Annotated in this window: 9 protein-coding genes and 1 pseudogene; 6 read left to right on the top strand and 4 right to left on the bottom strand. The window is 66.8% G+C overall.

Going from position 1 to position 14,130, the window contains the following annotated elements:
- Positions 1-13: 13 nt before the first annotated feature.
- From NGB94_RS14720 to NGB94_RS14710, 3 genes are read right to left on the bottom strand one after another with little or no spacing between them, the layout of a single operon-like run.
- Positions 14-3,478 (bottom strand): ATP-dependent DNA helicase, encoded by a 3,465-nt coding sequence (locus tag NGB94_RS14720; RefSeq protein ID WP_325791437.1) that lies wholly within the window; start codon positions 3,476-3,478, stop codon positions 14-16.
- Positions 3,475-6,717 (bottom strand): ATP-dependent DNA helicase, encoded by a 3,243-nt coding sequence (locus NGB94_RS14715; RefSeq protein ID WP_325791436.1) that lies wholly within the window; start codon positions 6,715-6,717, stop codon positions 3,475-3,477. Before NGB94_RS14715 ends, NGB94_RS14720 begins: the two co-directional genes overlap by 4 nt.
- Complete coding sequence (locus NGB94_RS14710) at positions 6,714-7,130, bottom strand: MGMT family protein (RefSeq protein ID WP_325791435.1); 417 nt, start codon at positions 7,128-7,130, stop codon at positions 6,714-6,716. The genes NGB94_RS14715 and NGB94_RS14710 overlap by 4 nt, the downstream gene beginning before the upstream one ends.
- A 71-nt stretch (positions 7,131-7,201) precedes the next feature.
- Here NGB94_RS14710 and NGB94_RS14705 point away from each other — a divergent pair, with 71 nt between their 5' ends.
- The 4 genes and pseudogenes from NGB94_RS14705 (at position 7,202) to NGB94_RS14690 (ending at position 10,980) form a co-directional block, all read left to right on the top strand.
- Positions 7,202-8,011 (top strand): 3'-5' exonuclease, encoded by an 810-nt coding sequence (locus tag NGB94_RS14705; protein ID WP_325791434.1) that lies wholly within the window; start codon positions 7,202-7,204, stop codon positions 8,009-8,011.
- A 222-nt stretch (positions 8,012-8,233) separates the two neighbouring features.
- Entirely contained in the window at positions 8,234-9,214 is a 981-nt protein-coding gene (locus NGB94_RS14700) for a methionine ABC transporter ATP-binding protein (RefSeq protein WP_325791433.1), read from the top strand.
- Positions 9,211-9,888: pseudogene (locus NGB94_RS14695) on the top strand (methionine ABC transporter permease); the annotation flags it as partial. The gene NGB94_RS14700 and the pseudogene NGB94_RS14695, both read left to right, overlap by 4 nt.
- A 252-nt stretch (positions 9,889-10,140) precedes the next feature.
- Positions 10,141-10,980: a MetQ/NlpA family ABC transporter substrate-binding protein gene (locus NGB94_RS14690; protein WP_325791432.1), complete on the top strand. Its 840-nt coding sequence runs from the start codon at positions 10,141-10,143 to the stop codon at positions 10,978-10,980.
- Between the two features lie 49 nt (positions 10,981-11,029).
- Here NGB94_RS14690 and NGB94_RS14685 read toward each other — a convergent pair whose 3' ends face one another.
- Positions 11,030-11,992, bottom strand: a complete 963-nt coding sequence (locus tag NGB94_RS14685; RefSeq protein WP_325791430.1) for an FUSC family protein — start codon at positions 11,990-11,992, stop codon at positions 11,030-11,032.
- Positions 11,993-12,215: 223 nt separating this feature from the next.
- Between NGB94_RS14685 and NGB94_RS14680 the strand changes: the two genes are divergently transcribed.
- A complete protein-coding gene (locus NGB94_RS14680) occupies positions 12,216-13,154 on the top strand; it encodes an ABC transporter ATP-binding protein (RefSeq protein ID WP_325791429.1) in 939 nt (312 codons plus the stop codon).
- A complete protein-coding gene (locus NGB94_RS14675) occupies positions 13,151-13,969 on the top strand; it encodes an ABC transporter permease subunit (protein WP_325791428.1) in 819 nt (272 codons plus the stop codon). The genes NGB94_RS14680 and NGB94_RS14675 overlap by 4 nt, the downstream gene beginning before the upstream one ends.
- Positions 13,970-14,130 lie beyond the last annotated feature (161 nt).

Here is a 14,130-nt window from a genome sequence, read left to right as displayed (position 1 = left end):
GCACTGGTGTGTTCTAGGGTTTTCCCTGTCCCGCAGAGCCGATGATAATCCGTTCAAGTTCAGCTTCCCCGAGCAGGTTGTGGGGACGGATCACCTTGTCCGCGGCGACGTAGTAGAACGCGGCCCGAACCTTCTCCAAGGGAACGTTCTTGAGCCGGGACCAGGCCAGCCGGTAGACCGCAAGCTGGACTGCGCGCACTGCAAGCTTGTCCTTGGAAGGCGGCGCCCCGGTCTTCCAGTCGATCAGGTCCCAGCCGCCGTCCTCGTCCTGGAAAACGGCGTCGATCCGTCCCCGGACCACCACGGAATCCACCCGGGTTTCTACAGGCACTTCGATGTAGGCCGGTGTCCGGGACGCCCACTCCGAGGCTTCAAACGTAGCGACCATGTCTTCGAGCTGATAGGCCTCGTCAACGTAGGCGTCCGCTGCACCGGGATACTCGTCGATGTCGAGCATTCCGCTGCGGCCGAAGTACTCCTCGATCCACGCGTGGAACGCCGTTCCCTTCCGTGCCGCCATGCCCGGCTCGCGCGGAACCGGGCGGCGCAGCTGCCTGGTCACTGCCTCAGGATCGTCCTGCAGGTCCACCAGCATTGAGGCCGAAATGTGGGCAGGCAGCTCCACCTCCATGACCTCATCCGGGGCCCGGTGCCGGGCCAGGACGAGTTCAACGTCCCTGCCCCAGCGGCCGGGTTCAAAGACACCGGCATCCCCGGCGCCGGGCCGTCCGTCGGCGCCGGTGCGATTCGGGACCAGCTCGGTCTGTGCAGGGCCGGCGGCCGCGGCCAGGACGGCGGAAGCTGCGGCTTCCATGTCTTGCCGCCGCTGGGCCGGCAGCGGGTCCTTGGGCCAGCTGGCCCGCTCGGCTACGGCGTTGGCCGGGTTTTCGTCGCCCTGGTCTTCCGGTTCCAGCCAGGAGAGCAGGTGGAAGCCGGGGGTGCCTGCCTTGCCCAGTTCGTAAAGTTCAAGCTGGTAGCGCGAAGCCTCGGTGGGTTTGCTCCGTCCCCCTCCCCAGGCGCTGGAGGTGCAGAAAAGAATGTCCTTCGCACGGGTGAACGCCACGTAGGCGAGGCGCCGTTCCTCGCGCTCCGCATGGGCACGGGCGTCGTCCGCAAAGAGTTTCTCTGCGTCCAGCCAGGATTTCTGGTCCGGCTGCTCCCAGTCCCACTGGGGCAGGTCGGGTCCGTCACCGCGCAGATGCCAGGGGACCGCGGAGTTGCCGCTGCTCCAGCGTGAGTCCTTGTCATTCGGGAACTGGCCTTCGGAGAGGCCCGGCACCGCCACCACGTCCCATTCCAGGCCTTTCGAGGCGTGTACGGTCAGCAGCTGGACAGCTTCCCTCGAGGTTTCAAGGGCCGTTACCGGCAGTCCGTTCTCTTCCTCGTCTGCCACTTCCAGCCATGCCAGGAAGGCGGCGAGATCCACGCGGTCCGCGGAGGCACTGAACGTTGCTGCGGCGTCGATGAACGCGTCGAGGTTCCGCCGGGATTCGTGGATGCTGATGCCCGGTTTCGCGGCTACCTCGATGTCCAGCAGAATACGCCGCTCAACTTCGCCGATGAGTGTTGTGAGGTCTTCCCCCACATATGCGCGCAGTTCACGCAGCTCATCCCGCAGCTCTTCCAGGCGGGCGAGGCCAACCGGTGTGAGCGAGCGCCCGGCGCTGGAGGTCCAGCCCGGTTTGGGCAGGTAGTCCACCGCTTCGACCAGGCTCCCGGCCTCCGCAAGGTCGGTTTCGACGACGGCGGCACCGCTTTCATCCGGTCCGTGCACGTCGGCGATCTCCCTGACGTTCATCGCGCGTTCGCGCACCCGGACCAGGTGCCGGGACCAGTCTGCCAGTGCCATCAGGTCTGCCGGACCGATGCGCCAGCGGGCGCCGGCGAGGATGCGGAGCATTGAGTCGGATCGTCCCGGATCGCTCAGGACGCGCAGCACCGCGAGCAGGTCAACGATCTCCGGAGTCGAAAGCAGGCCGCCCAGACCCACGATCTGCACGGGAATTCCTAGGTCTTCGAGTGCACGGCGAATCGGGTCGAACTGTTTTTTGCCCCGGCACAGGACCGCCACCGTGGGCGGCAGCGTATTGCCCCGGCTGTCCGTTTCGTGGCTGGGGTGCCTGAACCACTGGGAGCGGATGTTTGCGATCTGTGCGGCGAGGGCCTCGGCTTCACCCATGCTCACGGTTCCGTCCGGAAGGGTCACGGTTTTCTCGCTCAGGTACCGGCCCAGGTACACGTCCCCCACTGGAGGCTTCGGCTTTGCCTGCAGTTCCGGGACGTCCAGGGGCGTTCTGGCACCGGGCCACGGGGCAGGTTTGTTCAGGGGTCCGGAGACAGCGTTGGCGGCGGCCAGGATCGAGGTCGAGTTCCGCCAGGCCACGGAAAGGTTTGCCACTCCGGCCGGTGTCCGCCCGCCCTCGGGCAGAAGGCGGGGGAAGTGTTCCCGGAACGTCCCCAGCTGCCCGGCCGAGGCACCGCGGAATCCGTAGATGGACTGGTGCGGATCGCCTACTGCCGTGACCGGCGTCCCGTTCCCAAACAGGGTGGAGAACAGCACCATCTGGGCGTGGGAGGTGTCCTGGAACTCGTCCAGCAGCACCACCTTGTACTTGGCGCGCTCCATCTCCCCGGCTTCTGGGATTTCCTTGGCGATCCGGGCCGCGAGAGCCACCAGGTCGCCGAAGTCCAGCTGCCGGCGTTCAGCCTTGGCCCGCTGGTAGGCCTCCACGAGTTCCGTCACGGACATACGTGTCTGCAGTTTGGCCACCAGGTCCCGGACTCCCTTGGCAGCTGCTTTGGTTTTGCCCGCCTGATAAGGAAGCGCCAGCACCTCCTCCAGGTGGTGCTGGATCTCGGCACGCACCCGGACGGGGGTCAGCAGGTGTTCTGAACACTCCGAAGCCATCTGCAGCACGGAGTTCACCAGCGTGGACTTGGCGGCTGTGAAATGTTCGTAGTCTCCGGTGTAGGCCTCCACCACTTCGTTGGCCAGCTGCCAGGACTGGGCGCCGCCCAGCATCACTGAATCCCGTTCGACTCCGATCCGCAGGCCGTAATCGTTCACGATTCCGTTGGCATAGGAGTGGTAAGTCGAAACCGCCGCTTCCAGCTGCGCGTCCGCAGCGTCCTCTTCGAGCTTCCGTTCCAGCAGCCGCAGCCTGCCGCGGATACGGCTAGCCAGCTCGCCGGCCGCCTTCCGGGTAAAGGTGACACCCAGTATCTGCTCCGGGGCCACCAGTTTGTTCGCGACGAGCCAGACCACGCGGTCGGCCATGGTCTTAGTCTTGCCGGACCCTGCGCCCGCAACCACCAGCAGCGGCTCCAGCGGCCCCTCGATGATCTCCTGCTGCGCAGCAGTGGGGTACTGCACTTCATCCGGCGGGCCGTCATGCAGCAGCTCCGCCAGCTGACGTGCCGAGAACTTCGGCAGGGCGGGCGTTCCGGCTTCTACGCCTCCGCTCACGTCCAGCGTCATTCGGTGACCTGCTTTCCTTCAGTGCACAGCGGGCAGATTTCCGGCAATCGGCAGCCGTGGCCCCCGTAGCCGCTCCGGGCCGGATCGTGAACGGTGTCGAACGTGTCAGCGGACATCAGGGCCGCTGCCTCTTCGATCATGGCCAGGGCGCTCTTGTCTTCAGCGCCGAGCGGAGGCTGTTCCTGCACGGAGACCCCCTTGGAGGTGGTTCCCAGCTGCACCAGGGCGGCCCCGCCGGGAACAGCAGGAACATCCTCAAGTGCGCCCTGCCGGACAGCTTCCTGGTAGGCGGCCAGCTGCGGATGTGCTTCCAAATCCGCTTTTTTGGGAGCAGACTTTCCGGTCTTGAGGTCCACGATGTAAGCCCTCCCGGCAGCATCCTGTTCCAGCCGGTCGATCTGTCCGCGCAGCAGAGCTGTCCGGACGGCACCGCGCACCTCCACCGGAATCGAGGCTTCGAAGTCCTTCTCCACGGCGATCAGGCTCCGGCCTGCCCTGCGCATGTCGATGACGTACTCCGCCAGCTTGCCCACCATTGCCTCGGCACGTTTGAGGTCCACTTTGCCTTCCCAGGAATCCTTCATGCCCAGGGACGGCCACCGCCGCCGCAGTTCCTCCGCGTATTCGCTGCCGGTGGCATCGGGCATTTCCTGCGCGATCGAATGCACCAGGGTTCCCAGGGAACGGGCAAAGTCAGTGGCCTGTTCCCCGCCCACGGCCGAAACAAACCAGCTCAGCGGCGACTTGGTCACGGCATCGACCTTTGAGGGCGATACCGGGATCGGAGCATCGGGCGGAAGTACCGGCCCGGTACTGGAAAGCGGCAGCAGGCCCCACCACTGACGCGGGTGCGCGCCGGGGACCGGGACCGGGTGGCGGAGCATCCGTCCGAGGTGCTGCGCCGCTTCGCCGGCGTCCTGCGGATGGGTCTCTGCCTGCTGGGCATGGGCCCGCAGTTCCGCCACGAGGGAGCGGAGCGTCAGCGGGCGCAGGACCTCGGTGCGGGGACGCACGGCCACGCCGTCGGGCAGTGGATCAACGAGGTCCAGGAACTGCGAGGGCTGCTCGTCTTCCGATGACACGGCGGTGCAGACCAGTACGTCCCGGGCACGGGAGAGCGCCGTGGAGAAGCTGCGCAGTTCGTCATAACGGGTGCCCTGCATCAGCGTCTGCGGACTGCGGGTGCTGCGGTAGTCCGTGTCCGGGAATTCGACGGCGGCCACCAGGTCCCCGCTGCCCAGCAGCTCGCCGCGGAGCCGGAGGTTGGGCCAGACTCCCTCCTGGATACCCGCGACGATCACTACCGGCCATTCCCGGCCGGCCGCGCTGGCAGGTGTGAGGAGTTCAACGGCGTCGCGCTGCTGTGCCCGCGCTGCCAGGGTGTCCATGGGCAGTTCGGAACTGGTCAGGTAGTCGAGGAACTGCTCCGGTGTGGAACCGGGCAGCTGGTCGACGTAGCGTTCAGCTGTTTGGAACAGTGCCATGATCGCGTCCAGGTCCCGGTCTGCCCTGAGCCCGGTGGATCCTCCCGAGAGTGCGGCTTCGGCCCATTTCTTCGACCATCCGGAGGTGGACCACAGTGCCCAGAGCACCGTCTCGGCGCTGGCACCGGGCTGCGCAGCTGCGTCCCGACCGGCGCGCAGCATTGCCGCCAGGCGCTTGGCTGAACTGGCTTCCCAGCCCAGTCCGGCGAGCGCCAGTCCGGCGTCGGACAGCGGGTCCACCAGCGCTTCGACCAGCAGGGCATCGGAGCTGCGCCCGCCCCCGGCCCGCAGTTCTTCCCGCCGCAGTGCCTGCCGCAGCCGGCGCAGGTCCAGTGAGCCGGCTCCGCCGATCCGTGAGGTAAGCAGCGAGACGGCCAGTTCAGGGGTGAGGAGTTCGGGATTGAGGACGACGGCGAAGGCGTCCAGCAGGGGCCGCACAGCTGCCTCATCCCGCACCGCTTTCTCAGCTACCGGGACCCGCACTTCGATGCCCTGGCTGATGAGGTAACGCTGGATCCGGGCCAGCTGGCCGCCGGTCCGAACGATCACGGCGATGTCTTCCAGGCGCCTGCCGTGGAGCAGCTGTTCCTCAAGGATGCGCTGGGCAACGTAGCGCTGCTCGTGCATGGGTGAGTCGACTACATGCGCTGCGGCGGAGGGGGCAGGACTGCTGGCAGCCGAAGAACCGGCTTCTGCCGGGACGCGTCCCGACGCAGTACGGGCCGGCGGGAGCCCCGGGACGACCGAAACCCGTGAGGCGGTCCGGTGCCAGGCCGCGGCAACGGGACCGGCAAGCCGGTGCTGGGTCCCGAGCACCGCGGTTTCCAGATCCGGGCCAAGCACCGTCCGGAGCTCTCCGAGCAGGTCGGGGCGGGCACCGCGGAATCCCTGGACAACCGTGTCCGGGCTTGCCGTGACCACTGCCTCGCGCCCGTGAGCCAGGATTCCCAGCAGCCGGTGGATGGATCCGTTGGCTTCCTGCAGGTCGTCTGCCAGGACCAGCTGCAGACGCTCATGCTCGGCTGCCAGGAACTGCGGCTCCGAGACCAGGATGTCCGTCGCAGTGGTGATAATTCCGGCCGGGTCAAAGGACTCAGGCATGCGCAGGTCAAGGACGTCCCGGTACTCGGCGTACAGGGCAGCAGCGGCAACCCAGTCCTGCCGGTCATACCGGTGTCCAAGGTCTTCGAGGTCCGCCGGCGCCAGGCCAAGTTCGATCACGCGGTCAAACAGCTGCCGGATTTCCTGGCGGAAACCGCGGGTGCCGAGTGCCAGGGAAAGGGATTCCGGCCACGGCAGCTGCGGCACACCGTTCTGGCCGTGTCCTGCCAGCAGTTCCTTGATGATCACGTCCTGTTCCGCACCGGACAGGAGCTTGGGCGCACGGGTCACATGCGGCAGCAGGCCTTCAGCCTTGGCCCTGCGGATCACGTCGAAGGCGTACGAGGCCCAGGTTCGAGCCGGCGCGGCGCTGATGGTGCGTTCCAGCCGGGCGGAAAGGGCGTCCCTCAGTGCGGCGGCGGCCAGCCGGGACGGTGCCAGCAGCAGGACACCGGCGGGGTCGAGTCCGCCGCGCTCAATGCGTTCCACCGCAGTTTCCACCAGGACCGTCGATTTGCCGGTTCCCGGTGCTCCCAGGACAAGCAGGGGCCCGCTCCCGGCAGGACGCTCGACGGCGGAACGCTGGTCAGGGCTCAGCTGCGGTGCGGGGAGGCCGGCTGCCGCGGGCGGGACCAGACGCAGGTTGATGCTCATGCCTCCACTTCACCATGCCCCGGTGACATTCCCGGGTTAGCGGGCGCGGCGGCGTCACCGAGCTGGCTCCGCAGGGTGTCCAGCACAGCCCACTCGGAGTCCTCCGGCTGCCAGCGGGCATCTCCGATACGCACGCGGTACCCGGACCCGTCCGGCTCAACCCGGCCGTTGAGGGGCGTTCCTTCCTGCAGGTAATGCGCCCAGGCCCGGTGCTCGTGGCATGCCGGCGGCTGGCCCGAGGAGCGGATGACCCGCCACCACGGAACGGAGCCGCCGGAGCGGGCCATTACCGTCCCCACCTGCCGCGGGCCTCCCGCCCCCAGGAGCTCGGCGATGTCGCCGTAGGCCAGTACCCGGCCGGGCGGAATGAGCGCGGCTACGGCCAGCACTGCTTCCTGAAAGTCCTCGCGCATGCTTCCAGCTTAGCCATGCCCCGGCGCGCTGATTCGGGGCAATGTCGGTGCCCGCCGGTAGGTTTGACTACATGTTGAGCTGGCACGAACTTCCCCGAGCATCCTTCGACCTGGAAACCACGGGACGCGATCCCCAGCTCGCGCGCATCGTCACGGCGTCGATCATCCTGGTCGACGGATCAGGGGATGTCCTTGCCCATCACGAGTGGCTGGTGGACCCCGGCGTTGAAATCCCGGCGGAGGCGGCTGCCATTCATGGCGTCAGCACTGAGAAGGCGCGCAGTGAAGGCATCAGCGCAGCCGAGGCCGTCCGGCAGATCAGTTCCGTCCTGGCCGAAACATTCGCCGCCGGCATCCCGGTCCTGGCCTTCAATGCCTGCTATGACTTCACTGTCCTGGCCCGCGAAGCCGAGCGACACGGCTGCACCGCTCCGGTCCCGTTCCCGGTGATCGATCCCTACATCATGGACAAGCAGGCGGACCGTTTCCGGCGCGGCAAGCGCACCCTGACCGCCATGGCCGAACACTACGGCGCGGCCTTCGACAACGCGCACACCTCCGCAGCAGACGTCATGGCCACCCTTGCCGTCGGAACCGCGGTGGCGGCTGCCTTCCCTGCCATGGCGCAGGACGCCGGAACCATGCACACGCTGCAGGTGCAGTGGGCCGCGGAGCAGGCTGCCAGTTTCCAGGCCTACCTGCGCCGCCGTGATCCTGAAGCCGTCATTGACGGCAGCTGGCCGCTAAAGCCCGCGCCGGTGGATGCGCCCGTCCCGCTTGTGCCCGCGGCGGCGCAGCTCCCGACGGCGGCGGCCGCAGCCGCTCCCGCCCTCGTGGAGGAAGCGGGAGGCCAGCTGGTGCTGGAACTCGCACCGCAGTAGTCCGGCTGCACGTCCGGCGGATTTCAGGTACGCGGGCCCGCCCGCGTAACATTGACATATTCACGACAGTGTCAGGCGCTGATGGCGCCCGGGCGTCTACTGAGCGCCCTGTGTCACGCGATTGGCAGGCACTTCCCGCACAGCCGGGCCATTGGCGTCCCCTCCCCCCGGACTGTTTCCTGCACGCACACCCCCATCGACGTACGCAGACATTGAGGATGAATGATCACAGTTACCGACCTGCGCAAGGTCTACCGCCAGGGTTCCCGCGATGTGGTGGCCCTGGACGGCGTCAGCATGAGCGTTCCCAAAGGTTCGATTCACGGCATCATCGGCCATTCCGGTGCCGGCAAGTCCACCCTGGTCCGCTGCCTGACGCTGCTTGACCGCCCGACGTCGGGAACTGTCACCATTGACGGCCGGGAACTGACCAACGTCAAGGATTCCGAGATCCGCCTGGCCCGCCGGCGCATCGGCATGGTGTTCCAGCACGCCAACCTGATGGACTCACGCACGACGGCGGCGAACGTCGCCCATCCGCTGGAGCTCGTCGGCACCCCCAAGCGGGAGATCGAAAAGCGCGTCACCGAGCTGCTGGCCCTGGTGGGCCTGCAGGATTTCGCCGGTGCCTACCCGGCACAGCTCTCGGGCGGACAGAAGCAGCGTGTCGGCATCGCCCGTGCCCTCGCCGCCCATCCTGACGTCCTGCTCTGCGATGAACCGACGTCGGCGCTGGACCCCCGGACAACCGATGAGATCCTGGACCTCATTTCGGAACTCACGAACCGGCTGGAGCTGACGGTCCTGATCATCACGCACGAGATGAACGTAGTGAAGCGCATCTGCGACTCGGTCTCCCTGCTTGAAGCCGGACGGGTTGTGGAACACGGAGCGCTGCAGGAAGTCGCCTCGCATCTTGGCGGCCGCCTGGCCAAGGCCCTCATTCCGCTGCCCGCCACTCCCCCGGTGCCCGGCGGTCCGGTGGTGGAGCTGCTGATGGTCGGCGAGCACGCAACCGAACCGGTTCTCTCCGGACTCACCCGCCGCTTCGACACGGACGTGAACGTCCTGGCCGGCAGCGTGGAAACCCTCGCCGGACAGCGGTTCGGCAGACTGCGCGTACAGCTTGATGAACGGATCGATATGGATGCAGTCCAGGCCTATCTGGCAGACCAGGGCGTCTCCGTGGAGGTGGCAGCATGAACCTTTTCGAAGAACTCGCAAACAATCCCGGCATCACCAAGGCCCTGCCCGAGGCAATTACCGACACCCTCCTGATGGTTGGAGTCTCCGGATTCTTCACCGTGCTGATCGGCCTGCCGCTGGGCATCTTCCTGCATACCTCCGCTCCCGGCGGACTGCGGCCCATGCCGGTGACCAACCGGATCCTCTCCGACATCATCGTCAACATCACCCGGTCCATCCCCTTCGCCATCCTGATGGTGATCCTGATTCCCTTCTCCCGGATCGTGACGGGATCATCCATCGGCCCGCTGGCCGCGTGTGTGCCGCTGAGCATCGGCACCATCCCGTTCTTCGCGCGCCTGGTGGAAACCTCCCTGCGTGACGTCGCCGGAGGCAAGATCGACGCCGCGCTGGTCATGGGATCCACCCGCATGCAGGTGATCCGCAAGGTCCTGATGCCCGAGGCACTGCCGGGCCTGGTTGCTGCACTGACCACCACCCTGGTCACCCTGGTGGGTTACTCCGCCATGGCCGGCATCATCGGCGGCGGCGGGCTGGGCCGGTTGGCCTACAACTATGGCGTGCAGCGCTTCGACACGGCCGTCATGGTGGTCACGATCGTGATCATCGTGGCAATCGTCCAGATCATCCAGCTCGCCGGAGACTTCGCGGCCCGCCGCGTGGACCACCGCTCCGCAGCAGGAGCCGGCCGCCGCCGTCGTCGTTCCTCCCGTGCTGCCGTGACCGCCGCACCTGCCATGCCGGCAGGCGGCCCGGACGCCGGCCGGACAGCCGGGGACTCCCGGACCCGGGTCTGATCCCGGCGCCCTCAAGTTTTCCGTACGGCGCCTCGTCGCCGTACGGAACCTGCAGCCAGTAGCCGCTAGCTGCACAACAGCCTTCCCGGGGCTCCCGGGCAGGTCTTTCGAAAGGAAACGCATCCGATGCGGAAAGCATTTTCACTCGTGGCCACCGGCGTGGCCGCGGCTCTGGCGCTGACGGCTTGCGGGGGTTCTGAATCCTCCTCCAGCGCTGTTGAGAGCCTCGATCCCGCCAACCCGGTCACACTGACCGTGGGCGCCAGCCCGCAGCCGCACGCCGTCATCCTGGAATACGTGGCGGACAACCTCGCCGCTGACGCCGGACTGGAACTCGAAGTAGTTCCCTTCGACGACTACGTGACCCCGAACATTTCGCTGGACGACGGCTCGATCGACGCCAACTACTTCCAACACCTTTCCTACCTCGAAGCCCAGATCGCTGACCAGGGCTACGACTTCGAGCACGGTGAAGGCATCCACATTGAGCCCTACGCCGTGTTCAGTGACAAGCACAAGGACATCGCCGACGTCGAAGACGGCGCCCGCGTTGCCATCACCAACGACCCGTCCAACCAGGCCCGGGCGCTGGCCCTGCTTGAGGACGCCGGCCTGCTGAAGGACGTCCCCGAAGACGCCTCGGTGATCTCGCTGACCGACGAGCAGAACCCCATGAACCTGGACTTCGTGGAGAACCAGGCCGAACTGCTGGTCAACGATCTCTCCGATCCCACCGTGGACCTGGCCATCATCAACGGCAACTACATTCTTGACGCCGGCCTGAACACTGATGATGCCCTGCTGGTGGAGTCCCTCGAGAACAACCCGTACGCCAACCTGCTGGCCTGGAAGGCCGGCAGCAAGGACGCACGGATCGACAAGCTCGAAGAGCTCCTGCACTCCCCGGAGGTCAAGGCCTTCATTGAAGAGCAGTGGCCGAACGGTGACGTCACCCCGGCTTTCTAAGTCCGGTTAGAGCAGGCCCCGCATCCCTGAGGATGCGGGGCCTGCCTGGTTAACGGTCTGTGTCCCGCGAGCCTCCGGCAGTCCCGCGCCCGGCTTCCCGGCGCCGCAGCAGAATGGCGAGCAGCACCGCCGCGCCAAATCCGATGGCCGTGAAGGTGACCCGTTCCAACGTCAGCTCAAAGCCGCGCTCCGTGTCTCCCAGCGAGGCGAAGATCAGCAGCATCGGCGTCAGGGCCAGCATCTGCATCAGGTATGCCCCTCCCATGGAGTACCAAATCAGGAGGAACAGGCACAGGACGGCGACGAGGAGGGCTCCCCAGAACGGGAGGAACAGTACTGCCAGCAGGGCAACGACGGCGCCGAGGAAAGTGCCGACGAGGCGGCCGTTCAGTGTCTCGCGGCGCTGGTTGGGAAGCGGCCGCAGGGCCATCAGCACAGTCACGGCGATCCAGTAACCGTGGGGAATCCCGTTGGACAGGCTCCAGTACATCACTGCGGCGCACAGGAGACCGACGGCGGTGCCGTGCTCCCAGGCAGTGCGCCTGTCCACCGGGATGGCGGGCGCCTGGAATTTCAGCGCCCGGGTGATCAGGGCGCCGGCTGCCCCGCCTGCCAGGATCCACAGGACCGCGGACCACCAGCTGAGGTCGATGGGACCCGGGCCGAAGAGGATCACCATGATCGGAGCCAGTGAAAGCAGCCCGGCCGAGCGCTGGTTGGAGACCGCGGACAGTATGGCCGAGATGAAGATCAGCGCCGCGACGGCCCAGGGTGCTGAACCGGCCAGTGACGCCAGCGCGCCGAGCGCTGCCCCCAGGACCACCAGAAGCGCTGTCTGGCGGGGCCGGCTCACCGGCGTGACGGACATGCCGAGGCCCACTGCCAGTCCAAATCCCATACTGGCCGAGGCACCCCAGAGGACGCTCACGATCCCGGATGGAATCAGGATTGCCACCAGGAGCTTGAGGGCTGTGGGCAGGGTTCCCGGTTGTGGGCGGCTGAAGATCGCCATAGTGTCCTGACCTTTGTATCCACCGGCCGGGCTGGAAAGCCGGGCTGCTAACGGATGCGGCGGGGAGCGATACCACCGTGCGGGAAGGGAAGGCCTCGATTTCCTCTCTGACCGGCATTATCCTCAGGGCACGATTCGCTCCCGGGTCTCCGCCCAATTGGCTGTCTCGCAGGAACAGCAGTCTAACCGGCACCCAGCCGCCCGGCCTCCGAAGGGACCTTTTATGCCGCCAGCAATCGAGACCCGGGCGCTGGCCAAGCGCTACGGCCGCACCACGGCTGTGGCGTCTTTGGACCTCGTGGTGGAACCGGGAACCGTATTCGGGCTGATTGGCCCCAACGGGTCCGGAAAGACTACGACCCTGCGGATGCTGCTGGACATCATCCGGCCCACGTCCGGGCAGGCCCTCGTCCTTGGAGTTGCCCCTCGCGCCGGAGGTGCCCCACTGCGCCGCCGCATCGGCTATTTGCCCGGGGATTTCCGGCTTAGCGGCCGGGCCCGGGGCCGGACGCTGCTGGAGCACTTCGCCCAGATCAGCGGCCCGGTTCCCGCCGGCCGCGTGGATGCACTCGCAGAGCGGCTTGGTTTGGACCTGTCGCGGCCCGTCCGCTCCCTGTCCAAGGGCAACCGGCAGAAGCTGGGCCTGGTGCAGGCCTTCATGCATGACCCTGATCTGCTCGTCCTCGACGAACCCACCAGCGGTCTTGATCCCCTGGTGCAGCGGGAGTTCCTGGAACTGGTGACCGAGGCCAGGGCCGCGGGACGCACCGTGCTGCTCAGTTCCCACGTGCTGAGTGAAATCCAGCAGAGCGCAGACCAGGTTGCCGTCCTGTCGTTCGGCCAAGTGGTGGCGCAGGGGGACGTGGCGTCCCTGCGCCTGAACCGTCTGCGCCACGTCCGGGCCACCGTCGCGGCTGCCCGGGAATCCGGTCCGCCGCTGGAGGACGAACTGGCTGCTGCCGGGATGCAGGGAACAGTGACCCGGCAGAACGGAACGGCCCACGTCCGGGGCACCGTGGAAGGCGGCGTCGATCCATTTATCAAGGTGCTGGCACGGTACCAGGTCCTGGACCTGGCGGTGGAAGAACCCGACCTCGAGGAGTCTGTCCTGCGGCTCTACGGAGAACCGTCCCCCGGTGGGCAGGAAGGGGAATCGGCGTGAGCCGGCAGCGCGTCACCCAACCAGCCGTCCTGCCCGTTTTCCGCCGGGCGGTAGTGGACTCCTGGCGCTCAACTCTGATCTGGACCCTTGCCCTGGCGGCCGTACTGCTGCTCTACCTGCCGCTGTATCCGTCCATGAACGGGGCGGACATGCGGAACCTGATCAGTTCCCTCCCATCGGAGCTGGTCAACGCCCTCGGCTACGAGGACATTCTGTCCGGGCCGGGCTACGTCCAGGCGACGTTTTTTGGGCTGCTGGGATTTGTCCTCCTCACCGCTGCAGCGGCGTCCTGGGGAAGCGCTGAGATTGCCGGAGCCGAAGAATCCGGGCGGCTGGAACTCGTCCTCTCCCACGGTGTCGGCCGGGTCCGGTATTCGCTGGAGACCGCCCTGGGCATTTTGGTGCGGCTGGTCTGGTTCGCGGCCTTCACCGGCGTGCTGATACTGGCGCTCAGCGGTCCCGCGGAGCTGGGACTGGAGACCGCCCATGTCGCCGCAGCAGAGTTGGCCTGGCTGGGCCTGGGCTGTCTCACCGGCAGCATAGCCCTCGCGGTGGGCGCCCTCACGGGCCGCAGGGCCGCAGCGCTGGGCGCCGCTGCGGGTGTTGCCGCAGCCGGCTACGTGCTCAATGCCCTCGCGAACCAGAATGCGGACCTGGAATGGCTGCGGAACCTCTCCCCCTATTCCTGGGCCTACCGGAACGATCCGCTGGCCCAAGGCATCGACCTTGCGGGACTGGGACTCCTTGCCGCTGCCTGCGTGGCCTTCATGGCCCTGGCAGTATGGGCGCTGAGCCGCAGGGACATCCTGGGATGAGTTCACCGAGATAGCAGAAACTGCCCGTATCAGTGGGCGGATTCTGGGGGTGGTTGCAACACCTTGGGTTGTTAGGTGCTTAGAAGTAGATCACGTAAACGCTCGGCTGGGCTGTCCCAGTCGAGCGTTTTACGTGGGCGTCCGTTGAGCTTCTGGGCCAC

The organism is Arthrobacter koreensis (assembly GCF_035792275.1).
Lineage (GTDB): Bacteria > Actinomycetota > Actinomycetes > Actinomycetales > Micrococcaceae > Arthrobacter_B > Arthrobacter_B koreensis_A.
Note: the sequence above shows the minus strand (reverse complement) of the source record. Positions and strands in the feature narration are given on the sequence as shown.